The organism is Paenibacillus sp. ALE2, from assembly GCF_054113385.1.
This window is the reverse complement of record NZ_CM134213.1, coordinates 2,164,788-2,188,688: the sequence shown is the minus strand read 5'-3', so window position 1 is coordinate 2,188,688 and position 23,901 is coordinate 2,164,788. Positions and strand designations below refer to the sequence as shown.

At 47.2% G+C, this 23,901-nt stretch carries 17 protein-coding genes; 2 read left to right on the top strand and 15 right to left on the bottom strand.

The window, feature by feature from the left end; translation table 11 throughout:
- Positions 1 to 24: 24 nt before the first annotated feature.
- The 8 genes from ACXHJ1_RS09475 to ftsE all read right to left on the bottom strand — a co-directional run bounded on the left by ACXHJ1_RS09475 (position 25) and on the right by ftsE (position 12,016).
- Positions 25 to 4,083, bottom strand: coding sequence for a glycosyl hydrolase (locus ACXHJ1_RS09475; RefSeq protein WP_457906002.1), 4,059 nt, complete (start codon positions 4,081 to 4,083; stop codon positions 25 to 27).
- Between the two features lie 426 nt (positions 4,084 to 4,509).
- Complete coding sequence (locus ACXHJ1_RS09470) at positions 4,510 to 4,893, bottom strand: hypothetical protein (RefSeq protein ID WP_167437848.1); 384 nt, start codon at positions 4,891 to 4,893, stop codon at positions 4,510 to 4,512.
- Between the two features lie 273 nt (positions 4,894 to 5,166).
- The gene (locus tag ACXHJ1_RS09465) at positions 5,167 to 5,724 is read right to left on the bottom strand and encodes a class I SAM-dependent methyltransferase (protein WP_019688761.1); all 558 of its coding nucleotides are present in this window, start codon (positions 5,722 to 5,724) and stop codon (positions 5,167 to 5,169) included.
- A 179-nt stretch (positions 5,725 to 5,903) separates the two neighbouring features.
- Positions 5,904 to 7,220: a PDZ domain-containing protein gene (locus ACXHJ1_RS09460; RefSeq protein ID WP_017427073.1), complete on the bottom strand. Its 1,317-nt coding sequence runs from the start codon at positions 7,218 to 7,220 to the stop codon at positions 5,904 to 5,906.
- Positions 7,221 to 7,384: 164 nt separating this feature from the next.
- Positions 7,385 to 8,851 carry a S41 family peptidase gene (locus ACXHJ1_RS09455; RefSeq protein ID WP_016822953.1) on the bottom strand — a complete coding sequence of 489 codons (1,467 nt, stop codon included), beginning with the start codon at positions 8,849 to 8,851 and terminating at the stop codon, positions 7,385 to 7,387.
- Positions 8,852 to 9,055: 204 nt separating this feature from the next.
- Positions 9,056 to 10,339, bottom strand: a complete 1,284-nt coding sequence (locus ACXHJ1_RS09450) for a murein hydrolase activator EnvC family protein (protein ID WP_025365960.1) — start codon at positions 10,337 to 10,339, stop codon at positions 9,056 to 9,058.
- An 83-nt stretch (positions 10,340 to 10,422) separates the two neighbouring features.
- Complete coding sequence (gene ftsX / locus ACXHJ1_RS09445; protein WP_016822951.1) at positions 10,423 to 11,340, bottom strand: permease-like cell division protein FtsX; 918 nt, start codon at positions 11,338 to 11,340, stop codon at positions 10,423 to 10,425.
- Positions 11,330 to 12,016, bottom strand: coding sequence for a cell division ATP-binding protein FtsE (gene ftsE / locus ACXHJ1_RS09440; RefSeq protein ID WP_007432660.1), 687 nt, complete (start codon positions 12,014 to 12,016; stop codon positions 11,330 to 11,332). Before ftsE ends, ftsX begins: the two co-directional genes overlap by 11 nt.
- Before the next feature lie 223 nt (positions 12,017 to 12,239).
- Between ftsE and ACXHJ1_RS09435 the strand changes: the two genes are divergently transcribed.
- The gene (locus ACXHJ1_RS09435; RefSeq protein WP_457906001.1) at positions 12,240 to 13,658 is read left to right on the top strand and encodes a VanW family protein; all 1,419 of its coding nucleotides are present in this window, start codon (positions 12,240 to 12,242) and stop codon (positions 13,656 to 13,658) included.
- A gap of 73 nt (positions 13,659 to 13,731) precedes the next feature.
- Here ACXHJ1_RS09435 and ACXHJ1_RS09430 read toward each other — a convergent pair whose 3' ends face one another.
- Positions 13,732 to 14,886: an S-layer homology domain-containing protein gene (locus ACXHJ1_RS09430; protein ID WP_017427075.1), complete on the bottom strand. Its 1,155-nt coding sequence runs from the start codon at positions 14,884 to 14,886 to the stop codon at positions 13,732 to 13,734.
- 267 nt (positions 14,887 to 15,153) lie between these two features.
- On the opposite strand from ACXHJ1_RS09430, the gene ACXHJ1_RS09425 reads away from it, so the two are divergent.
- On the top strand, positions 15,154 to 15,942 hold the full coding sequence (locus tag ACXHJ1_RS09425; protein WP_290402614.1) for an alpha/beta hydrolase: 789 nt from the start codon (positions 15,154 to 15,156) through the stop codon (positions 15,940 to 15,942).
- 81 nt (positions 15,943 to 16,023) lie between these two features.
- Here the strand turns inward: ACXHJ1_RS09425 and ACXHJ1_RS09420 are convergent, their stop codons facing one another.
- From ACXHJ1_RS09420 to ACXHJ1_RS09395, 6 genes are all read right to left on the bottom strand, one after another.
- Entirely contained in the window at positions 16,024 to 17,658 is a 1,635-nt protein-coding gene (locus ACXHJ1_RS09420) for a glycosyltransferase family 39 protein (RefSeq protein ID WP_457906000.1), read from the bottom strand.
- Positions 17,659 to 17,763: 105 nt separating this feature from the next.
- Positions 17,764 to 19,365, bottom strand: a complete 1,602-nt coding sequence (locus ACXHJ1_RS09415; protein WP_039276376.1) for a glycosyltransferase family 39 protein — start codon at positions 19,363 to 19,365, stop codon at positions 17,764 to 17,766.
- The gene (locus tag ACXHJ1_RS09410; RefSeq protein WP_013373353.1) at positions 19,362 to 19,781 is read right to left on the bottom strand and encodes a GtrA family protein; all 420 of its coding nucleotides are present in this window, start codon (positions 19,779 to 19,781) and stop codon (positions 19,362 to 19,364) included. Before ACXHJ1_RS09410 ends, ACXHJ1_RS09415 begins: the two co-directional genes overlap by 4 nt.
- Positions 19,744 to 20,751, bottom strand: coding sequence for a glycosyltransferase family 2 protein (locus tag ACXHJ1_RS09405; RefSeq protein WP_457905999.1), 1,008 nt, complete (start codon positions 20,749 to 20,751; stop codon positions 19,744 to 19,746). Before ACXHJ1_RS09405 ends, ACXHJ1_RS09410 begins: the two co-directional genes overlap by 38 nt.
- Before the next feature lie 23 nt (positions 20,752 to 20,774).
- Positions 20,775 to 23,234: a glycosyltransferase family 2 protein gene (locus ACXHJ1_RS09400; protein WP_457905998.1), complete on the bottom strand. Its 2,460-nt coding sequence runs from the start codon at positions 23,232 to 23,234 to the stop codon at positions 20,775 to 20,777.
- Positions 23,227 to 23,478, bottom strand: coding sequence for a hypothetical protein (locus tag ACXHJ1_RS09395; RefSeq protein WP_016822944.1), 252 nt, complete (start codon positions 23,476 to 23,478; stop codon positions 23,227 to 23,229). The genes ACXHJ1_RS09400 and ACXHJ1_RS09395 overlap by 8 nt, the downstream gene beginning before the upstream one ends.
- Between the last annotated feature and the right edge of the window lie 423 nt (positions 23,479 to 23,901).

Sequence of the window (23,901 nt, the reverse complement as noted above, 5' to 3'; positions counted from 1 at the left end):
AATGTTATAGATCGAACATTTATCTTAATTAGCTGTCGGCTCGGTTCCCCAAACAAGTACGCCGTTATGAAACAAGGTAACTTTAGGATGATCGGCATATGAGGTTTGCGTGCCTTTATACGAATAATCGTCACTTTCGTTATAGTTCGACCAGTCTGTCTTATGAATACGGGTTTGGATATCGCCCGTGCTTCCTCCAGGTGCTAACACGCCTGCATCCGAATTGAAACTGACTTCCAAATAATAATCGGCACCGGTTGCAGCCTTCTCCATTTTAACCAGTTTACCGTTCAGCTTTGAGCAGCTCAGCGTCGCATAGTCGCAGTTGAAAGTCTGCTCACGGTCACCGTCGATTGTGTAGTAGTAGCGAATTTTCAACTCGTTGATCGGTATGGAGGTTGTGCCTTTGTTTACAATTTGGAATTGCGGATTGAGGTGATTATCGTTCACCTTAGTATCTGCTGTGCGATATTGGAGCAGCAGTCCCGTCGTCGGCTGCTGAGTATCCGCTTTCGGCATTGCGCTAGCCGTGTTCGACAGCGTCTGTCCTGTATCGTTCTTCGCTACGACCTGGTAGTAATACGTCGTGTCTGCTGTTACGGCTGTGTCGGCGTAGCTGCTTCCGTACACATCGCTCGCTACGGTGGCGAACGCGCCGTTTTCAGTCGTCGAACGCTTCACTTCATAGCTTTTCGCACTCGCCGATGCTGTCCAGCTTAGCGATACTTTCGCCGTTTCACCCGCAGCGTTCAGCGTGAAGCTGCCCGGTACGGACGGCTGCTCAGTAATGCCATACGTTTTTAAGTTCGTTGGGAGCTCATCCAGCGTAATGACGTTCGGATGATTATACACTTTTTTCAGATGCTCAAGGCTGTTTTGTTTGCCGTCTCTCACAAAATCTCCATACCATGTAGCGAACCAGCTCCAATGAGCTTGATACGCCTTCATCAAATCTGGGTCTGGAATAGGTCCATTTTCGCTCATGGCAACTAGCTTTTTGTCCTTGCCCAATGCAACAAGGTCTTCGTATTTTGAAATTTGCGGGCTGTAATCACCTGCTTGCGGATAAGAGTCAAAGCTCAAAATATCCACATACTCGTCTCCCGGATACCAATCCGGAGCAACAGAATTCCATACCCAAATCAGATTGTTCAATTTGTGCACATTCGTCAAACGGTCGTGCATTAAAATATACAGCTTTTTAACAGGCTCAGGACCTTTGGCGCCCCACCAGAACCATTTGCCCTCCGCCTCGTGCAAAGGACGGAACAGGACAGGAGCCTTCGCATCCTGCAACTTCTTCAATTGCCCTGCAATCACATCGATGTCGCGAATAAGTAATTTATAATCTTCGGACTCTGGATGATTCATCGCATATTCTATATCGAATGTGGTCGAATCGGCATAGAAGCCTCTCCACCATTCTTTTCCCTGCGTATCGATCAGACCTTTCGGTGCGTTCCAGTGCCATGCAAAGGTAACGATCCCCCCTTGCTTATCCCATGCAATCGCCTTTTCTGCCTCTGTGGAATTAAGACCGTGTTCCGCTCTGCTTGGCGAATAGTCGATCAGGTCAAGCGCTGCAATCGCCGGCTTTTTACCTACATTGGCATGAAGCCAATCAATTTCGTTTATTTCCTCTTGACCAGAGAGCATATTCTTCCCGTATTGATCAACCAGATAGTTCATCAATGCTTTTGCTTCTACCGTCGCATTCGGATTGGTAAGCGTTTTAGTTACCGCATGAGGTGGGCGGTCAGCAGCAGGCTCCAGTCTGACGTAGTCGATATCGTACCAGCCCCAGCCTGTTTCAAAACTGATCGTATTCGCGCCTGCATTCAACAGCACCTTGCCTCCGGAAGTTTCTTTAAAATCAGCCGTTTTCTTAAGCACCAGTTCGCCAAACGCTTTGCTGTTTAATGAGAAATTGGTGCGTTTGTCATCATGAGGAGAACGGTAGCCGATTGTAAGATTGTACAAGCCTGCCGTGGGAGCCTGAATCGTCATCGTCAGAGAATCCCCTGGATTGTGGAAATTCGTTACATAACCAGTACCGGAGTAGCCGGTCCCGCTGGATTCCACAATGGTTCCCTTCAGCGTGCCTTCTTCGGCTTCATAGGGAGCGGGACCGTTTACAGGCGTCTTCGGAACCGCTTTCAAAATATTGGATTCGCTCGATCCCTTATTGGTTTTGGCGGTTACTTTGTAATAGTATGAAGTACCGTTTGTTACGTTAGTATCCGTATAAGACGTTTCGACCAAGTTGGATGCTACAGCAGCGAAAGGGCCGTTTTCATCTGTTGCCCGCTGTACGCTGTAACCTACAATTCCGCCGGAAGCGTCCCAGGACAAATGGACTTTCCCATCACCAGCCTCAGCTTTCAGCTTAAAGCTTTCAGGACCTTCCACTGGAGACGTGTCATTGCCAGTAGTCAGCACAATGTGATATGCCGTCAAAGGCGGTACGGTATAAGTAAAACGGTTGCCTGAAATTTGCGTGATTGGCGCTGCTTCTTTAATTTGCGAGCTGTTTTTATCGAACCCCCATACTTTACCGGAACTGTAAGTCTTCGCGCCGGAAAGATCAAATTGGGCGTCGAATGCGCTGTCCATGCTTTTATTCATGACAACGAGGTGCAGTTCTTTGTCGGATGCATTCGTTACGGAAGCGTGGACCGAGCTATTGACAATATCCGATGTTTGCGCACTAACACTGGTATCACCGAAAGTAGAGTTTTTTCCGTCATAATTGCGATAAAGCTTGTAAGCGGCACTAACGTAGTTGTTGACACCATCCTTTAGCTTCCAGTAGTTTGCCATATAAACATCATTTTTGCCCAAGATACCCAGCACATCGGTCATCGCAATCCCGCCGGAAATATCATTTTCGCCGCCATAGCTATACTCGGTCATTGCCAGCTTGGTTCCCGGATAATATTTATCCACCGACTGCTTCATTCGAGGTAGTATGGGCAAAAACTCGCTGCTCCATTGAGCGATCCAACTATCTTCCTTATAGGTCGGGTCCCACAAGGTGCGAGGTGCCTGCATTCTGGCTTTCTTCGTTTCGTCATTGCCTACCTCATTCGTAATTCGTATGCCTCCGCCCATCGCTTCGGGATACCAGTGTACGTCGAATACATCCAGCAATCTCTTGCCTTCGGCTTGCGAGCTAAGGCGCATTTGATCCAGGTAATAGTCTACGAACCAGCTATAATTGCCTTTTACAGAGTCCCAATCAGGTGCAGTTTGAAGATCTTTATAGGCGCCAAATCCGTAAAGAACCGGGCCAAAAACCTCTGCCCCCGCGTCAGTCGCTTTCACAGCTTTGGATAAACTGACTGACCGGTCTACCAACTCTTTCGCTCCGACTTTTTCACCATGAATGCGTGGGTGCGTATGCGACCAGAGAGCGGGTTCATTGTCGAGGGCATATCCTTTCACCCCCGCCTTTGTTGAAGCAGTGCCGTACTTGTTCACTAAAAAATGGACGAACTCATCCACATAGACCCGATTGTCATTCAGATCAGGCTGTAGTTGGAACGGTGCATTTTTGGCGTTTACGACCTGATTCCAACGAGCGGAAGGGGCCTTTTCGCTTTCCTGCACACTTCCGTTTCCATCCTTAGCCACATAACCGGCCATCGGCAACGTAACTAAAGAATAAGTGCCAAGCTTCAGCGATTGATCATGAAACGAAGTCGTCACCGCTCCTGGCTTTTCACATTCGGCTTGTGTCAGGCCACCATTACTGCATAAATAGTTATCGCTAGATTGCTGCCAGTCACTTCCTGCATTGGACATATTGTTTTCCCAGTTGTATCCGGTCATTCGGTTGCCACCAAGTCGTCTGGCAGCCATATTTTCATCGCCTGCCAAATCCTGATTTGTACCGTATATATAAGGGCTAATAGGCTTACGATCCTTGGATGTATCTACTTTAATAGTAATAGTCTTTGCCGTTTGACCGTGAACCACAGCTGGAGCAGGTAAAGCCCCCCCTACTATCATCGTGCAGGCCATGACGACAGGCAGCCATTTGGAACGTTTGAACAGAATACTACTACTATTTTTCGCTCTCATACCACTTTCCTCCTTTACATTTGAAAAGAGCAGCCCCATACAAGTACCGCTCCGGCAGGGTTTAAGGCTCCTAAATCCAAACGGGTTTACCGCTCCGGAACAACATCGCCTTACTCTAATCCATAGATTCATTTTTTATAGATTCGTGCTTAAATTCCACCCATCGAAGCTCCAAGTATCTGGTTGATTACACTCTCCTCTCCGTCCGAAATTCAGAATTGCTCGGATCTTCAAATGTTGTAATACAGCTTTGCTATATGTTCCACCGATCAAATCTTCATATCGAACCATTTATGGGACGTAATGTCCATATTCTTAGATTATTCCAAATGCCTATATAGCAGAACATTGACTAGAGTTAACTTATTAAATAACTTTATAGCCTGAATATAAAAAAGCCCCTTAGCTAAGGGGCTTTTTTTATCTCTACCGTACTTTGTCCTTTTGAATAAGCTCATAGTAGATCCGTGCTGGATCGGCATCTCCAGTAGATAAAATGTATTCTGCCAAAGGTGCACACAGCTTTTGGAGATAGAAGGAATACAACAGTTCGGCTGTGTCAAAATGAATGTTCAACACTCGTTTCATCAGCTCTTCAAATTTGTTATAATCCAGTTCTTCCGGGCTAATATCAAAGGGGTATTCTGGAAAGGCTTTTTTTTGAATCTCAACAAATTGATCCTTAAGTTTGGGTTGATTGCCTGATCGTGCAGCCGAAAAATTCATCATAAAAAAGGATACAAAATCTGTCTCACGGTCGCTTAACCCATAATACTCACACCAGCGCATGAACATCAGCGGTTTTACCATATATAAATCTCCTTTAACAAAAGTTCAGATTTATTATGAATCCTACAAAAGTCTAACAGGTTCCAACTTATGTAATATATAGGTTAAGCCCCATTTTAAAATATGATTCCTTAAATGAATTTTGCCATTTAACATATCCCTTATCTTATATTTCCATAAAAGTGGACAACAAAAAAGACCGTTTCAACATCTTAATGATGCTGACCCAATCTTCTCATAATCATCCGTGTATGGATATTCGTATTTATTCTAATCTCCTACATAGCTGAAGGGTCACAGGCTGCAAGTAAACACATAGGCTGGCGGCACATTATAATTTACCTTTTTAATCTGGATATCTGCAAAGAAAGTACGGAAGAAATTGTGCTTAACTTTGCTATACTGGAACGTAATAAACTTGCCTTCTTGGCCTAACACCTCGGCCGTTTGTCCCAAAATGAGGCTGGATAACGCGGCGGGTAAGCTGGTGAAAGGAAGCCCCGATACGATATAATCCACCTTCGAGACTTGGTACTGTTCCATATACCGCGCTACATGCTCGGCCGATCCATGAATGATGTGTACCCTCTCCAGGTGACCATATTTGCTTTGTAATTTTTTATAAAACGATTCATTTGCCTCAATCACTAACAGTAACGTTTCTGGACGCTTGTTCAAAATCAGCTCTTGCGTAAACACACCGGTTCCTGCCCCATATTCAATAATGCACGAGGCTTTGTCAAAGTAAATCGGTGTCGCTATTTGCTTGGCCAGCTGTCTTGAACTGGGTATTACAGCGCCTACGCTGCGTGGGTGCCTGATGTACTCTCGAATAAAGTGAATCGCGTTCATCTTTTCCTCTCCCTGCTTGACACACATGATAGGCATTCGGTTCATCAATGTTTCCCATTACATTATTCATTGTATACCGATGAGAATATTCATTTCAAGCAGGCTGCTGTCGCCATATACAAAAGAGGGTAGCCTTATTCGATTCTAATCAAATAATGACCACCCTCTTGTTGTAATATCTATTGGTCCATGGTGTCCAAATGCGTACCCTCTGCCTTGGATGCTTGTCCCGCTTTGCGTCGTCGTGCACCTATGTGCATGGCCACAATTCGGTAGATGGAGGCCGGCTGTATGGATACGGCCCAGCCTGCGTCTGCATCCGGTGCAAGCACGACCCCTAACTGATGATGATCGCCATCGTACATGCCTCGCTGTACAAACTTGCTCTCCCCTTGCAGATTGCGTACCTCCAGCTTACAAAAAGCAGAGTTGATCCGCAAGGCCTGATGCAGCTCGGCACGGCTGTTCACAACCATGCCATTCACACGGTATATGGCCTCACCCGGCAGTATGCCCATAGCTGTCGCCGGACTATCTGGCAGCACAGCGAGAACACGCATCCCTTGCTCGGGATGTACAAACATCGGACTAAGACGGCTTTCCTCTATATTTCCGTACCAAATCAGCGCTTCATGGGCCAAGAAGGAGAATAACGCTGCCAGCAAGATTAGCGGACTCCACCAGGCCGCCAACAGGCTTAGCAGAAGCAAAGCCACACTGTACAGGAGCAATCGGTTCGAAGTAAGTACTGCCTTCTGTCGGGGTAGCTGGCCGAGCGTCACACTGCTAAAGCCCATCAGGACTGGCAGAGCTGCTAGCATATACCCTGTTCCGGCATCGCCGCCGAACAAAGGTGTCCAGGGAAGCATGAATCCTCCCTGAGCGGGTACCAGTAACAGTAATGGAATGGGCCAGAGATCTTCCATACGATAGCCACCAACCAATCTCCCCCGTTTGCCCTCGACGAACAGCGGAGTAGCTGCCTTTCCTCCTTGCCAGCGAACCAACAGCGCTTCAGCCACATGCAGTACAGCAACCAACACTAAGAGTGCTGGAATATCCAATCCACGGATAGCTGCTACCGATGTCCCGAGCACTCCCCCAGGCTGCCAGCCACTCGCTATGTTCAGAAAAAATTGAACTACACCTAGCAGACCAACCGAATAAGCAAGACACAGGTAACGGACGCGTACCAGCATGAGCAGTAATGTGGCTATCCACAGGCACACGATGGAAGTCGGGTTCAGATGCACGCTGATGAACATTCCTAGAACGGATAGTGCCATCCCGGCAAGCAAGCCACTCCATACGACACGCCAGGTCTCTGCAGCCCAGCTATGCATTCTAGTATGAAATAGCTTGCGCTCCAGTAGCATTTGCCGACGATAGCCAAGCGCGACAATGAGTATCGAGATATAATAAAACGGCTGCAAAAGCAGGTACAAGCAAGCATTCAAGACGCTCCATCCCCATTGTAATGCCCATTCCAAGTCCATTCACACTCCTTATGCCCCTGGTCCGCTGTATAGCGGAGCACGTACATTTCATATCCATTTATTTTATATGAAATTGCCAATGTAGGGAAGACAAACCGACAGACTGCAAATAAATCCCAATAAAAAAGGAGGCTGTTTCCAGCCCCCTTGTTGTAGCCTCACTATTATTTCGCTACGCCTGTCTTCATTTCCTTCCGAATCTCTTCAATCCCCTGCTTGAGTTGATTATCATTTTTCGGATCACGAATTTTTTCAATCAGCTTGGCTTCCATCGCTGATGCTGTCTTGGCATCAATGATGCCGTTAGCCGTCAGCTTCGCCTCTTTTTGGAAAGCCATAACAGAGCTTTCAGTCACTTTGTCAAAATAGCCGTCCTCGCGACCTGGTTTGTAGCCCAAGCCTTGCAGAATGATTTGTGCATTTTTCACATCGCTGCTATTCATATTGTATTTCAAGGACTTTTCCTTGTTCAGCGGTGCTGCCGTAAAGTATTCAGGCTGGTCCACCGCGATGTCCGGCTTAATCCCTTTTTTATGAATCCATGTTCCATTTGGCGTTAGCCATTTGGCAATCGTGATTTTGAGCAGGCTACCGTCACCCATTTGCTTGTCATAGCTGGTTTGTACAGTACCTTTACCAAAGGAGTTTTCTCCGATCAACACTGCGCCAGCGGATTGCTGGAGAGCACCTGCCAGAATTTCGGACGCACTTGCGCTACCTTTATTCATGAGCAAAGTCACCGGATAATTTTTGCGTGAACCTTTGGACTTCTCTTCCTCACGCTTCTGATTTTTGTCTTCCACTTGTACAATCGTTTTACCGGAAGGTACAAATTGCTGTGCAATATCAATGACAACAGAAAGTACCCCACCTGGGTTATTACGCACGTCAATGACGAGTCCCTTAAGCCCTTGTTTTTCCAGCTTGGCTAACTCTTCCTTGAAACGTTCTGCCGTATTTAAGGAGAACTGGGTGATCGTAATGACACCTACTCCATCACTTTCCATATGAGCCGTTACAGTTTCCATATCAATGTTGTCACGGGTAATCGTGTATTCGAGTGGATCAGGAGAACCGTTACGCTGAATTTTGACTTTTGCCTGACTGCCCTTTGGTCCACGAATTTTGGAAACGGCCTTGTTCAGATCCAATCCGTCCAGTGTTTCACCGTTAACAGACAATATAATATCCTTAGCGCGTAGACCCGCCTTTTCAGCCGGAGATCCTTTAATTGGTGTGACTACGACTACTTTCCCATTTTCAGCCGCTACTTCGGCCCCAATCCCGGTAAAAGAGCCTTCTATGGATTGCTCGAACTGTTGTGCAGTTTCTTTACCCATATAAGAGGAATACGGATCGCCAAGCGACTCCATCATTCCATTGATGGCGCCATCCACCAGCTTGGTGCGATCCACATCCTGATAATATTGTCCCTGGATTAGGTCCATCGCTGTCTCAATTTTGCGGATATCACTTCTGGAGGAGGAACTACTCCCCGTTACACTCGCCAGCAGTCCTTCGCCCAGAGCGCTATTCCCTACTGTGGTTGTTCCAGTATAAGCAAAAGTGAGCAGACTGCCGCCAAGCAGCCCGATCACCATCAAGAGTACCGCTGTACTTTTCTTCAACATCTAATCGTCCACCGCCTTCTCTTTATCTTGTATCCTATTTCCTCACAACGCATCCATTCACGAAGTATACGTCTAGCTTGTACGGAATATGTTAATTGTATCCTACTCCGTGTTTCAATGCACATGTTCTTCATTGGATATGAACCATTAAAGCAAAACCCTATCTACAACCGGATTGGTTACAAATAGGGCTTACCTTATCTATTATAAATAGTTCATCGGATTTACAGGTTTGTTATTCTCGCGCACTTCGAAATGACAGTGAGGTCCTGTGGAATTCCCCGTCGAACCCACTTCCGCAATTTTTTGACCGCGTTTCACGGTTTGCCCCGTATGAACCACCGTACCGCCGTTGCGAATATGTCCGTATAGGGTCCATAGTCCGTCTCCGTGGTCAATGACAACCGTGTTCCCATATCCGCTCCACCATTCAGCAACAATGACAACCCCGTCCTCGGCTGCATGAATGTCGGTTCCCTGCGGAGCCGCCAGATCAATACCTGTATGGCCTTTAAGCTTGCCGGTTATCGGATGTACCCGCATGCCAAAAGTAGATGAGAGTCGGTAATGGGCTACAGGCGTAGCCAAAGTACCGGATCCGCCCGTATACGTACTGGCTGCCGTATGGCTGGAATTCGAGGCTGCGCCTGAGGATGAAGACGCAATTCGCTTGGCTGCAGCAGCACGTGCAGCTGCTCTAGCGCGTGCTGCTTTGGCAGCCTGCTCCGCTCTGAGCTTGTTCTTCTCCTGCACCAGCGCCACACGTTTGTTCGCGAGGGCTACCAGCATATCGTTTTGCTCTTCACTAATTTCATCCGATTCAGCAATATCATGATCGTAGTTGGCAATCAGTCTTTGCTTCTCTTTTTCCTTCGAATTCAATTGAGCTTTGGCGTCCTGCTTGAGCGCATACAGCTTCTTGGCATTTTTATATTCCGTGTCGAGCTGCTTCTTCTTGCTAACGACCAGAGCCTTGTCCTTTTTATGCTCGTCCAACAGAATTTGGTCCTGCTCCACGATCGTTTTCAGGGAATCTACCCGACTGAGAAAATCACTAAAGCTGGTCGAAGACATAAGCACGTCCATATAGGAGACCGTTCCATCCGTATACATGAGACGCACACGAGTTTCCAGCATTTTTTCCCGCGAATGGATGCGATCAATTGCTTCGGCCAAATCTTTTTTAGTCGCACGCAGATTATCTTCCGTTTGATCGATCTGAACCGCTACACGTGTCAGCTGATCACTGACGCTGTTAATTTGAGCAAGTACCGTTTTCAGGTTTTGTACGGTTTTATTTTTGTAATGTTGAGCATACTGTTTATCTTGAGCAGCCTTTTGCTGCTGTTGCTTGGCAGATTTGGCTTGCTTTTCTAATTGGTTCAGTTGCGAATTGATCTCACTCACGCTTTTGGCATATCCGTCAGAAGGCTGGATTAGCAATGCAGCTACCAACGTAGCAGCCAACACAGATCCTATTTTTTTCAACTTGCACTCCCCATCCTTTATCGCAAAATAACACCGGGCTTCCCCGTTCTATTGAATGACTACGACGTTCCACCAAATGCTTCTTAGACTTTCAAGAACTTGCGCATGGACAGGGTACTGCCAATAATTCCGACCAGCATCCCCAAAATAACCAGCAATGCACTCAGCTGAATCCAAATACCTTCAAGCGGCATAAGCTTCAACATATTGAGAGCGATATCTCCCTGAACGGCTGTCAGCAAACGCTGATAGCCTGTAAATAAAATTCCTACAGTAATAAGAGAACCAATAAGACCAATAAGCGCGCCTTCGATAAAAAACGGCCATCGTATGAAAAAGTTGGTCGCACCGACCAGCTTCATAATGCTGATTTCTCTGCGTCGTGCCAATATCGTTACTCGAATGGTATTCGAGATCAAGAACATAGACATGATCGCCAGTCCGGCGACGAATATAAAACCAACATTGCGGATCAGCTTAGTAATGGTAAAGAGCGTCTCTACAGTGCCTTTGCCGTAACGAACCTTTAAGATCGGTTTTTCGGGATGCAATGTATTCAGCTTCTCAATCTTCTCGGCCACAAATGGAACCGTCGTTGGTTCAATAACCTCTACCACGATTTTGTCCGGCAGTGGATTGCTGTCCTTGTCAAAACCCTCCAGCAGATCCTTGCCACTGTCTCCCAAATCTTTGCGAAGCTCCTCCAAACCTTGAGCTTTCGTCACAAAGGTCGTTTTGCTGATTTCCGGCATTGCCGCGATTTCCTTTTGCAGCGTTTCACGCATGCTCTGATCGACATTGAGCTCCAGAAATACGTTAACTTCCACCTGACTATCTGCTTGATCAGCCAAGGAGTTGACGTTAAGCACCAGCATAATAAACACGCCCAGTATGAGCAGTGACACAATAATTGAGGTGACGGATGCTACGGACATCCAGCCATTGCGGAATATGTTTTTGAAACCTTCCCGCATATGACGCAAGAAGGTATTAAAAGTCATATCCGTACTCCCCTCTTACCTGGTCTCTTACGATATTTCCATTTTCGATGGCAATGACGCGTTTACGCATGGAGTTCACGATGTCCTTATTGTGTGTCGCCATCACAATGGTCGTACCCCGAAAATTAATTTCATCCAGCAACTGCATGATCTCCCACGATGTTTCGGGGTCCAGATTCCCCGTCGGTTCATCAGCAATGATGACCGAGGGATTGTTCACGATGGCCCGTGCAATCGCTACCCGCTGTTGCTCCCCACCAGAAAGCTGGGCAGGCTCACGATTCATTTTTTCTTTCAAGCCAACCAATTCGAGCACTTCTGGAACCCGCTTGCGGATCAGCTTCTTGGGAGCCTCTATAACTTCCATAGCAAAAGCCACATTTTCATAGGCTGTCAAACGCGGCAAAAGCCGGAAATCCTGAAAAATGACTCCGATGTTACGACGAACGTAGGGAATTTTGCGCTGCTTGAGCTTCCCAATATTAAAACCATTGACTGAAATTTGTCCCTTGGTCGGTACTTCTTCTCTATAAATAAGCTTCATAAAAGTCGATTTCCCCGCTCCAGACGGGCCGACTACGTATACGAATTCATTACGGTCAATTCTGACCGATACTCCTTGAAGTGCGTGGGTCCCGTTCGTATAGGTCTTCCACACATCCTGCATTTCAATCACTCGATCACTTCCCGCTGCTTAATCATGTTACGTATAACCTAGTATCCATTCGACATATTCCATGCATTTCCTTTAAAAACTTCTGTATTTCATCATACCGTTTATCATTGTAACAAATTTGTTACCTAAATAGTACCGAAAGTTTTCTGCTTTTGGCACATATATATGAATATTATGGCACACGAAATGCTATCAAGCTTATCAGACAGGAGACATCTGCATTATGAAAAAAATTCATTTATCTGTCATTTGGATATGGTCTGGTGTTCTGGCGCTCGCTATGTTGTGGGGAGGACTTCATCTGTACGCCGATAGACAAACACTACCAGAGGGAGTGCGGATCGGAGGAGTCAACGTAGGCGGCATGGATAAAACGGACGCTCTTCGACTGGTGGAGAAAAAACTGGATGCATTGAAGCAGCGCCCTCTGCTCTTCACGGACAGTGACAGCAGTGCACAGGATATAAAGCTAACACTCGGGGAAGCAGGGTTCAGTTATAAAGCGGAGGCATTCCGAAATGCGGTAAAGGCACTCAGCGCGAAGCATCTATGGACTCGCGTACAGACACGTTTTAGCTTCGAGAAGGAATGGTCTATCACACCTTTCCAGCAAGAGAAGATCTTAAAATCCCAATTTGGAGCTGATTGGGAGGAACAACGATACGGCATGCCTATCAATGCGGTGCGTCAGATTGATGCAAACGATCAGGTTCGTTATATTCCGGGGCGTTCTGCCCGGCGCTTGGATTGGCCCAAACTGGACGTCGTAATGAAGCAGGCACTCCCCAAGGATTTTACGGCTTTCGAGGAGCCGATCCTAGTGGAATTACCGTTCCACCAGTTGGAGCCGAAAATTACGGTCGACAGTCTGCGCAGCGAAGGTATAGAGCGTAAAATTACCCAATTTTCCACCAGTCTCGGCAGTAGCTCGAAAGGACGTGTGTATAACGTTAATTCGGCGGCAAGCACCGTTGATGGTTTAATTCTCAAACCAGGTGACATATTTGACTACGGCCAGGTGATTGCCAAGGCTGAGCGCACCCATGGTTTTCGTGAGGCTCCAGTAATCGTGAACGGACGGCTGGAGTCCGGCATTGGCGGTGGGATTTGTCAGGTATCCAGCACGGTCTATAATGCAGCGCTGCGAGTCGGCTTGGACATTGTCGAACGCCGCAACCATTCCCTGCCAGTCAGCTATCTGCCCAAAGGCCAGGATGCGACCTTTGCTACAGGATCCATTAATTTTCGTTTTAGAAATAATACCGGCAAACATTTGCTCCTACGTGCCGCGGTCCAAAATCGAACGCTTACCGTCAAAATTTTTGGTACATTCCCATCCAATATTTCGTATGAGCTTGAATCTCACACCGTTCGCGTACTCCCCATACCCGTAAAGAGAATACGTAATGACTCACTCCCCTCCGGCTTCTATCAAGTCATTCGGCAGGGGAAAGAAGGGTATGTGGTAGAGACTTTTCGAATAAAAAAGGTAGATGGAAAACCCGTCGAGCGCACCCGAATCAGCCGCGATACGTACCGAGCGCAGCAGCGCATTATAGCTAGTTATGGCGGTAGCACATCGTCTGAGCCACAAACACGCGAACTGGAGAAACCTATTGTGGAAGATGGAATAAGCGAATAAACGAAAAAATCCCCCTTCACTACTGGCTGGATTGGTTCCAGACAGAGTGAAAGGGGGTTTTTTTGTTTCTAAATTACTCGCTGCGTTTACTCAAAACCGAGATTTCTACAGGCTCACTTTCATGGCCGTCTGTATCTTTAGCTTTGATCACCAGTCTAACTGTCGCTTTTTGAGTAAGCACACTGATGCTAAATGTGCCGTCATCTTTGGCTACTGCACTGCCGATAGGCAGATCGTTGGAATAGGCAGTTACTGTGGAACCCGCTTTTGCTGTTCCTGTAATTGTACCTTCACCATCGTACACATCGTTGACTTTCAGTGTATTCGAGGTAGCATCCGCGTCAGTAGCTGTGTCTGTAGTCGTATCGGTATTTGTAGTTGTCTCTGTGCTTGTCTCTGTTGTTGTAGAGTTGTCCGTAGTAGTTGTACTATCTGTGCTAGTACTTGTGCTGCTATCTTCTGTTTCACTGTCAGAAGTAGTCGACGTATTACCGTAAGTGGAATTGGTCACGTTACTGTATGTGGAATCCGTTACCGTTCCGCCAGGAGTCGTCGTCAGATTATCAACAGGGCTCAGGTTATAACCGGATGCAGCATCCAGAATAGCAACCGCCTCTGCACGAGTCAGCGGCTTCAGTGGCTGGAATTTACCATCCGGATAACCGTTGATGATTTTTTGCTCCGCAACAGCCGCTACACTTTTCTTCGCCCAAGATCCGATTTTGTCGGAGTCAATGAATTTAGTAACATCTGCTGCGTTACCCGCAGTCAGCCCAATAGCTTTGCCAATAATCGCAGCTGCTTCCTGACGTGTTACCTTACCATTTGGTTTGAGCTTGTTATCTGCATAGCCGCTTATGTAGCCTGCATTTACGGCACTTGTCAGTTCGTTGTATGCCCAGTGGGATGCCGGAACATCTGTGAACGTTCTGCTTCCATTACCGTTAATTTTCACACCACCTGCATACGTTACGTCTGTCACTGCTGGAAGTTCCTGTGTGAACGTTCCCAAGCTGCGGTTCAGAAGAACGATAAATTCTGCGCGTGTGATCGCCGCATCCGGTTTTACCGCCCCATCCAATTGCCCTGTAGCTGACCAGCGTTGCACCTGATCTCCCGCCCAATGGCCGCTTGTAGTTTGAGGAGCAGCTGCCGCTGCGCTGAATGCGCTAAGAATAAGACCTGTACTCAGTACACCTGTAATTGTGGTTCTTAACTTTTTCCCCATGCTATAAATTCCTCCCTCAGATTGGATTCATCAATCTTTTTTAAACACTTTACCAGAAATCAAACCCAAATAACCCCTAAATTAAAAAAATCGTCCCATATAACCATGCCCCCTCCTAATGTAGGATAAATAAGAAACAGGACTTAATGCCTAGTCATTCACTTGGATATGTATATTTGGACAGGTTAAAGTATACTGAATGAATAATCAGTTGTAGGCTGGGACAGGTCAAAGAGATTGCAACCCCCTAGGAAAAGAGGTTTTCTTATGGCTCTTATTCAATGTCAGTTTTATTCGGAAGTTCTTGGTCTAAGCACATCCATGAATGTTATTCTTCCGCAGGCAACCCGCTCACAGATTGGAATGGAGGGCAAGCAAGGAACAGGGCCACATCCGACACTGTATTTACTGCATGGCCTGTCGGACGATGATTCAACCTGGCTGCGTCGAACCTCGATTGAACGCTACGTCGCCTCTATGGGCCTAGCCGTCGTCATGCCCCAGGTACATCGGAGTTTCTATACGAATATGGAGCAAGGAGCGGCTTATTGGACCTTTATTAGTGAAGAATTGCCGGCTTTGGCACGTTCATTCTTTCCTCTGTCGGACAAACGTGAAGACAATTTTGTAGCTGGTCTTTCTATGGGGGGGTATGGTGCCTTCAAACTGGCACTCCAGCACCCAGAACGCTTTGCAGCCGCTGCCAGTCTTTCGGGGGTTATGGATTTACACGCATCCCGTACCGATCCTATGCAAAATGCCATGAGTCCAGCGGAATGGCTTAACATTTTCGGGCCAGATGAAATACGCGGAACAGATCACGATTTGCTGGAGCTGCTACAACGTCATACCACCGCGGGGACCTCACTCCCCCGACTCTACCAATGCTGCGGTACGGAAGATTTCTTATATAAGGGAAATCAGACTTTTCGTGAAACATGCACCTCTCTTGGAGTTCCGCTGACCTACGAAGAAGGTCCTGGAACTCATGAATGGGGATACTGGGACGCGAAAATTCAGGATGTACTGGCGTGGCTACCGCTTAAAGGGCAATAAACAGGCAAAAAAATCCCCGCAGCCTTCCTCCTCGCACCATGCGAAGGGAATAGGCTCCAGGGATTGTTGTTATGCCTATCATCAGGGATTAGTCGTTGTCTCCGTCGTTGGAGATCCATTAGTTAGTGGCTTAGGCAACACTTTATACAGGCGCCACTCGCCGTTAAACTCACGTTCAAGCTGAACCCATGGGGCACCATGCTCATATAAATTCGGATATACCATATTAATCTTACTCAGTGGCATGCCTGACATAATCTTAGGTACAAGGATATAGTCCACATGATTCTCCTGCGGATAACTTAATGCCTTATTGAACGCATAATCACTGGTGATCAGAAAACGTTTGGGATATTGGCTGTAGACGATCATCGTGTAGGCTGAAGCCGAATCTGTCATAATGGTAGACTTCGGCAGATGCTCATCCAGCCAAACGGCAATCTTACGATCTGATTCCTGTCTCACATAGTTTACATTCCCCCTGCGTGTGAGAAAGCTATTCTCATCCGGTGCAATATCCGGGCGAGTCAACGCATAGGAGAGTAATCCAGCGGTAAGTAGCAAACTGACGGACACTAGACCAAAGGCCGCCCTCCGCCATCGTCCCTGAAGCTGGCTCAACTCATAAGGCAACCAGGCTACGGTAATCGGGAATACATACATAAAATAACGAAACCACCCGTACGAGGATTGTCGCATCATAAGTAAAAATTGCAAGCCTGGTACAGACAGGAATAATAACAAAATAATCAAGGTTCCCCACCGGAACAAGCGTCCACTCAACAGACGAATGAACAAAATAGCAAACAACGGTACAGAATACCAGATAGTTTTGGATGCAATAAATTTCAAAGCCACCAGCGGATTGGAGAAAATCTCTACAAATTTATCATCATTCAGCAGCTCTGCCGATTGGGCCGTGTTCGAGTACTCTGAATTCAGGAAATAAAAAGCGTTCCCCATAATAAGATAGTTAAAGAAAATCCACAACAGCCCGGAAAAGACCACGGGGAGCAGAAGAAGCAACCAGGTTGCCTCGACTTTATGCAGCTTTTCCCGCAGGGCCAGTTCACGTCTACCCAAGTTGCGATGAAGAAATAAAATCGCCAAGACCACGCCAACAGCCATGGCCACGCCCAGAGGCACCGCTTCATAACGAGTCCAAAACGCCATGGCAAGTGCTAACCCAGAAACAATCAGACTTGCCGTCATGCGGTCCTTGAGCCACAGCGCAAATTCAATCACCGTCATCATAATGAAATATATGTATAACGAATCGCTTAGACCGTTGGCACCAAATAGTAAAATAAACGGATTCAGTGCATACAACAAAGCCAGCAGCAAGCTCATCCTAGAGCTAAGCCCTGTTCTGACACCCGCCCGATATAGCAGCATAGCGGTCAAAGCAGAAAAGGTAGCACTCAGAATAACAGCAGCCAATCCATAGGAGGCTAATGCCGGAAAGATTGGATACAGCAATAGAATCACCATTTCCAGAAGACTGGGTAGTGGATTCCAGATAAATCCGATAGCGCCCAGATGCGGGTCGCGGCTGTACAGCACATAAAATGCGTTAGCTACCCGACTGAGCGCGTCTGTGTGCATATATCCCAGAACATAGCTGAAATAGATGCCCGCAGATAGCTCCAATGCAAGTATAAACACAAACAGACCTATAGCCATCCATCTGCTTGCAGACCATTTGCGAAAGGACATTCCTCTCGTTCCCCCTCAAACTTCTTGCGGTGGTGCAGCTGTAGGGAGCTTACGCCCTCCAGCTGTATCCTTCCCTCCGCTACGATGCACTAAAATACAATAAAATTATTGCAGTTCTTCATGCTCTATTTTGTACAATCGCCACTCCCCGTCAAAATCATGCACCAACGTGGCCCATGGCGCCCCCTTTTCAAACAGATCAGGATAGTTCCGGTTCACCTGATCCAGTGGTACCCCTTCTACCAAGCGCGTAACCAAAACATAATCCACCTTGGAAGCGGGCAGATCCGTTAAAGATTTCCCAAAATCATAATCACTCGTTATCATAAACTTCTTCGGCATTTTACTGCTCAAAATGATCGGATAGGCCGTATAAGAATCTGTCAAAATGAGAGATGAACCATAATGTTCATCCAGCCATGACCCTATTTTCCGTTCAACAATTTGTCGAGTATAGCTTTCATTGCCACTATGCGTCAGATAGCTATGCTCATCCGCCGCAATCGCGGGATTCGTCAGTGCGTAGGATAACAAGCCTGCTGTTGCCAACATTCCTGCCGTTACCAGTGAGATTCCGATCCCCCGCATTTTCCCCTTCAACAGACTAAGCTCATACGGCAGCCAAGCAACCGTAATCGGGAATACATACATAAAATATCGGAACCAGCCAAACGAAGAATGCTTAAGCATCAGTAAAAGCTGGAGCCCAGGTACTGATAAAAAAATAGCCAGCAGCGTTAATGTGCTCCAACTCCACAGACGTTTGTCCAATAGGCGTATAAGCAAAACGGCAATCAACGGAGCCGCATACCATAAGGTCCGTTGCCCGACAAACTTTAGCATCAGCATAGGGTGAGCAAACATTTCTACAAAGCGTTGATCCTCCAGCAAAGCCGCTGATTGTGTGGAATTGGAATATTGCGAGCGTAAAAAGTAAAGCGGGTCGCCCATGATAATCCAGTTAAAAAAGAGCCACAACAAACCGGAAAAGACAAGCGGCAGCAACAATAGAAGCCATGTCGCTTCTACCTTGTACAGGCGCTCTTTTAAAGACAATTGCGTTTTAACGTTCTCTCTGTTTGTACGCCACCGATGCAGAAAAAAAATCGTCAGTAATACGCCCAAAGCCAGCGCAACCCCCAGTGGGACTGCTTCGTAGCGAACCCAAAATGCCAATGCAAGCGCAAAACCGGATACGATCAAATTCGCCGCCTTGCGATCCTTAAGCCACATACAGAATCGACTCACTGTCAACAGGATAAAAAAGATATAGGGCGAGTCACTCAAGCCGTTGAAGCCAAACAGAAACATAAACGGATTCAGTGAAAATAACAGCGCAATTAGCAAACTAGTTACACCGTGAAGCCCTAGTTCTTTTCCCGTCCCGTACAATAATGCTGCACTCGCCCCAGCAAACAGGCTGCTCACAATCACTGCTGCCAGCCCGTGGGAAGCGAGTGCGGGAAACAATGGATAGAACAACAGTACAATGAGTTCCATCAAACTCGGTAGTGGATTCCACACAAACCCAATAGCACCCAAATGCGGGTCACGACTATACAGTACATAAAATGCATTTGCTACTCGACTGAGCGCATCGGTATGCATATAGCCAAGATGCCATGCAAAATAAACACCCACGGCTAATTCTAGAGCAGCAATACAAGCAAACAATGACAACAACTTTCCATGTTTCCTTACGATCATGAAACCTCTTTCTGACGCTGTTGCGGAACGGAGAAGATCCAATAGCGGTTCCAGATATAATTATGAACTGGCACGATGATGGTAGTTAAGACTTCACCGATCAGATACGACCAACCAATCCAGTGAATGGTTACGTACATCAGAGCGGCATTCAGGAGCAAGCCGCAGGTGCAGACCAATAAATATTTAAGAAACTGAGTGCGGCTCCCTTCGCCGGTAGGCTCGAACGTCCAGTTACGATTCAGCACATACGAAACGAGCAACGTAACGATAAAGCCTATGGTAGTAGCCGTTACTGCAGGTATTGCAAACAGCTCCACCAGCAGCACAAGTACACCGACGTGAATGCCTGTACCCAGCAGTCCGACAATACCGTATTTAATGATTGGATACTTTAGATACGAACGTCTGATCATGTTGATTAAACTCCCTATCCACCCACAGTCGGTCAGCATTTGCCCGTTTATCTGCAATTAGATAACGGGGTCTGGCTTTGACTTCGTGATATATGGCGGCAATATATTCTCCTACCACTCCAATCGACAGCATAAGTACACTACCGATAATCAAAAGCAGTAAAATGACAGTGGTAAACCCGGTCACAGCGTCACCCGTTATTTTGTGCATTAAGGTTTGAATCCCCAACACGACCGAAATCAGCATGAAAATGAGACCCATTAAACTCACTACCCGCAAAGGTACCGTCGAAAACGAAACGATCGCTTCCGCAGCCAATCGAAATAGGCCTAACGGACTCCAGCGGCTTGGACCCTCTTCTCGTGGAGCCACCCGGAATGTAATCTGGGTTTTACGAAAACCGAGCCAGGCGGTCATCCCGCGAAAAAACGGCATACGCTCTGGCATCGCCATCCAGGCATCCACCACTCTTCGATCCAGCAGCTTATAATCGGAGGCATCCTTTAGATTAAAGCCCGTCAAACGATTCAAGGTTGCATAGAACAAAGAAGCTCCGAGCTTTTTGCCTACAGACTCTTCTCCCCGAAATTCTTTCACACATTCAACTAAATCATAACCTTCATTCTGCCATAAACGCACCATTTCCCCGATCATCTCAGGAGGATGCTGCAGATCACCGTCCATGACAATGATCGCATCGCCAGATGCATTTTCCAAACCTGCGCACAACGCCAGCTCCTTACCAAAATTCCGACTCAGCCGGAGTGCGAGCAAAGAGGGCATACGACGGGACAATTCGGACAACTTGAGCCACGTATCGTCTTTGGAACCATCATCTACAATAATAAGCTCATAACGTGGGGTGACAACAGACAGCACTCCATCAATCACCTTAAGTGAACGTTCGAGGTGCGAGCCTTCATTGTACATGGGAATGACGACGGATAAAAAAGGATTTTTGGTCTCCATTCTTGCTCCTTCTTTCTTCATATTCAGGAGGACTGTGCCGGGGTATCATCCAAGTCATGCATATCGGTCAGACCATGCGTCGTCTTTTCCCAATAGAACGGCTTGGTTATAAGCTGCCAAGCTGCTTTTATCGCAGCTATACTCATAAGTACCCAATATAACGGCGAGAGTAGCCCATATTTGACCATCGCGTATGAAAATGTTCGTTCACCGCGTTCTTCCAGCTCACCGATGACCCAATACATGCCGGCCACATTACTGAATACGAACAGAAAGTTACCGATATAAAATTCCGCGCTGGCCAAGTAGTACACATAACCCGGGAACAGCTTGGGAATAAAGGACAACTCCCAGCCAAACCATAAAATAAGCAAGCCCCAAAAAATCGGGTTTAGCAATGGCAACATCGGAGTCGCCAGAATCATCACCTGAAAACCGAAAAATCCTTTCCAGCCCACTTCGCGCACCAGCTTAACCGGATTACGCATATGAACCAGCCATGTCTGCATATATCCCTTGATCCAACGTGAACGCTGACGAATCCAATTGCCCACGCGGCTGTTCGCTTCCTCCCATGTGCGGGAATCGACAATGGCCGTTTTATAACCACCTTTATACAGACGAATGCCCAGATCGGCATCCTCGGTTACATTATAGGGGTCCCACGCATTGATATCTTTCAATACAGATACCCGGAAATGATTGGACGTACCGCCCAACGGAATGGGGGTGTCTAACTGCATAATTCCTGGCAGCAGCAATTCGAACCACATACTGTATTCTTGTGTGAACCAGCGGGTCAGCAAATTTTGTGTGCTGTTAAAATAATTGAGCTTCGCTTGAATACACGCGTAATTCTCAGGCAGTGAATCAAACGCTGCAATGACCTTTTTAAGTTGGTCAGCATCGGGACGATCCTCAGCATCGTAAATGACGACAAATTCGCCGCGGGCCCGAATAAGTCCATAATTACAAGCCTTCGGCTTAGTTTTCGGCAAGCCGTCGGGCACGACCAGTGTCGTGTAATACGCTGGCAGCTTCATTTCCCGTAGCAGCTCAATCGTCTCAATGTCGTCCTCTTCGATCAGCAGCCGTACATCCAGCTTGGACTTTGGATAGTCCAGCTGTTCCAAATTCCGCAACAACATTGGAAGCACGCCCGCTTCCTTATACATCGGAACAAGAATCGTATAGATCGGCAGTCTTTTTTCATCCATGGCGTCTACCTCTTCCTTCGTGAAGCGAAGCTGCGCCCCACGCCGGGAACCGAGATAGATAATACCAAATTTGAATAGCGTCATAGCAAAATAAAACAGCTGAATCATCATATTAATGATCAGCACCGTTTTCCAACTGTTCCAGAGGAGGCCAAGCAGTGTGATCATTCCCATAGCTGCAAACACCCAGAGCTGTCCCTTGGTAAAGGTGGTCCGCGCCGAATTATGCGGTTCTTTTTCCAATAGCCCGGTCGTGCTCTCTTGCATCATTTCCTCGCCGTAGATTTTACCCCAGAGCTGCTCCATCTCTTCCTTCGTTGCAAGTACTTGCTCTACCGGCATACCCAGAATTTCTTCCAGCTTCAAGCGTCGCTCCTCTGGCAGTGGATCACTGACCGCTACAATATAGCGGTTCATATATTGGTGGATGACGACCACGCCATAAGCCATGGCCACTTGCTCGGGTAGCTTGTACGCCGCATCCAGCGCCAACTCCTCACCAATACGCCCGATTCGGTTCTGTGTAGCAATCGCGCGGTACAAATCCGCTGGCTCCAGCATTTGCAATGACAGCAAGATGTCGCCGAGCAGTCCGCCGCTCTTCGCCTGGAACTCGAGCGCACGCTCTAACTGCTCCGGTGTAATATAGCCGGAACGAACCAGCATATCGCCCAGTCTCTCCTTGGACTCATCACCATCAATTTGCTCTTGTAGCTGCTCAGCTGTAATGAAACCCATCTCTACAAGAATATCGCCCAGTCTGCCACCGTAACGCTTCTGGTTGCGGATAGCATCTGTCAGCTGATCCCGGGTAATCATCCCGTTCTCCACCAGCTGATCTCCCAGACGGGCCTTGCCGTTTCGTCCGGTCTGCGTTCCTGCTGCAACCTCTCCGCCTTCTGCACCAGGGATACTGGAAGCAAGACCTATAGCTGCTCCTGCCGCTGCTTGTTCCTGCCCAGATGCATATTGGACTTGCGCCTCCTGCACCTGTCCATCCTGTATTCCTTCATCCAGCAATTGTTCCACAGCTGCTGCTGTATCATTGGCATTCTGTAAAGCCTGAATACGAAGTTCTGTATCCTGCAGTCGCCGTTCCAACTCTTCGATATGAAAATCAAGCTTGTACAGTATCGGGGCCTGCTCTGCACGCTGAGCCTCTAGCTGTTGTTGCAGTTGTTCGATTCGCTGACGCTCTTCTTTTATTCTTCTCTTGGTTTGGCGAATTGAAACTCCTCCAACCTGCCACCTAAGCTTGTCACCCATGAATTCCCGCCCTTTCAATCCAGCGCCGCTCTTCCGCAAGCGCGTCCGCAAGCAGCTGCTTTAACTCGGTATCCCGCTGCTTCTTCCGCTCCAGCGCCGCGTGGAAAAGCTCCCGCTCCTCACGTAGCAACTTCTCTGCCTGGATTCGCTCCTCATGCAATGAGGATACCAATCCATCGGCGTCAGAAGCGCGATAACCGATCCAAGCGCTCTTTAGCTGACGCGTCGTTCGTTTAGTTCTCATAATACCTCCCTGGATCGTCCCGACTCTGTCTTTTGCTATGTCGCTATTTCCATATTGTTACCAGCCGTTCTCCCGAAACCAGGACACACCTGTGTTCTCATTTAAGCTCTTCATTTACACATTTATGAAATTTCCCTGGTCGAAAAAGCCATTAAACACTTGACAATGATTTATCGCATATGCTTCTCGTTCTACTAAATTGGTAATTCAATGAAAAACTTAGTGCTATTCTACCATAATCCTAGTAGGCGTAGTATACAAAAATGTAAATTCTAGAAACTTTCACACTAATGTATGAATGGGTCTATAGAACTACGCGAGTCAAACATCGTAGACGATATACTTCCAATAATTCTATGTAGTTCATGATTATTCCGATCATAAATCTTTCAACCCTCTCGGAAAACACAAAAGACACCGCGA

Excerpts from the sequence above, each read along its gene's own strand:
- ACXHJ1_RS09475 (WP_457906002.1), bottom strand. The coding sequence starts at position 4,083 with ATGAGAGCGAAAAATAGTAGTAGTATTCTGTTCAAACGTTCCAAATGG.
- ACXHJ1_RS09470 (WP_167437848.1), bottom strand. The coding sequence starts at position 4,893 with ATGGTAAAACCGCTGATGTTCATGCGCTGGTGTGAGTATTATGGGTTA.
- ACXHJ1_RS09465 (WP_019688761.1), bottom strand. The coding sequence starts at position 5,724 with ATGAACGCGATTCACTTTATTCGAGAGTACATCAGGCACCCACGCAGC.
- ACXHJ1_RS09460 (WP_017427073.1), bottom strand. The coding sequence starts at position 7,220 with ATGGACTTGGAATGGGCATTACAATGGGGATGGAGCGTCTTGAATGCT.
- ACXHJ1_RS09455 (WP_016822953.1), bottom strand. The coding sequence starts at position 8,851 with ATGTTGAAGAAAAGTACAGCGGTACTCTTGATGGTGATCGGGCTGCTT.
- ftsX (WP_016822951.1), bottom strand. The coding sequence starts at position 11,340 with ATGACTTTTAATACCTTCTTGCGTCATATGCGGGAAGGTTTCAAAAAC.
- ACXHJ1_RS09435 (WP_457906001.1), top strand. The coding sequence starts at position 12,240 with ATGAAAAAAATTCATTTATCTGTCATTTGGATATGGTCTGGTGTTCTG.
- ACXHJ1_RS09430 (WP_017427075.1), bottom strand. The coding sequence starts at position 14,886 with ATGGGGAAAAAGTTAAGAACCACAATTACAGGTGTACTGAGTACAGGT.
- ACXHJ1_RS09425 (WP_290402614.1), top strand. The coding sequence starts at position 15,154 with ATGGCTCTTATTCAATGTCAGTTTTATTCGGAAGTTCTTGGTCTAAGC.
- ACXHJ1_RS09420 (WP_457906000.1), bottom strand. The coding sequence starts at position 17,658 with ATGTCCTTTCGCAAATGGTCTGCAAGCAGATGGATGGCTATAGGTCTG.
- ACXHJ1_RS09415 (WP_039276376.1), bottom strand. The coding sequence starts at position 19,365 with ATGATCGTAAGGAAACATGGAAAGTTGTTGTCATTGTTTGCTTGTATT.
- ACXHJ1_RS09410 (WP_013373353.1), bottom strand. The coding sequence starts at position 19,781 with ATGATCAGACGTTCGTATCTAAAGTATCCAATCATTAAATACGGTATT.
- ACXHJ1_RS09405 (WP_457905999.1), bottom strand. The coding sequence starts at position 20,751 with ATGGAGACCAAAAATCCTTTTTTATCCGTCGTCATTCCCATGTACAAT.
- ACXHJ1_RS09400 (WP_457905998.1), bottom strand. The coding sequence starts at position 23,234 with ATGGGTGACAAGCTTAGGTGGCAGGTTGGAGGAGTTTCAATTCGCCAA.
- ACXHJ1_RS09395 (WP_016822944.1), bottom strand. The coding sequence starts at position 23,478 with ATGAGAACTAAACGAACGACGCGTCAGCTAAAGAGCGCTTGGATCGGT.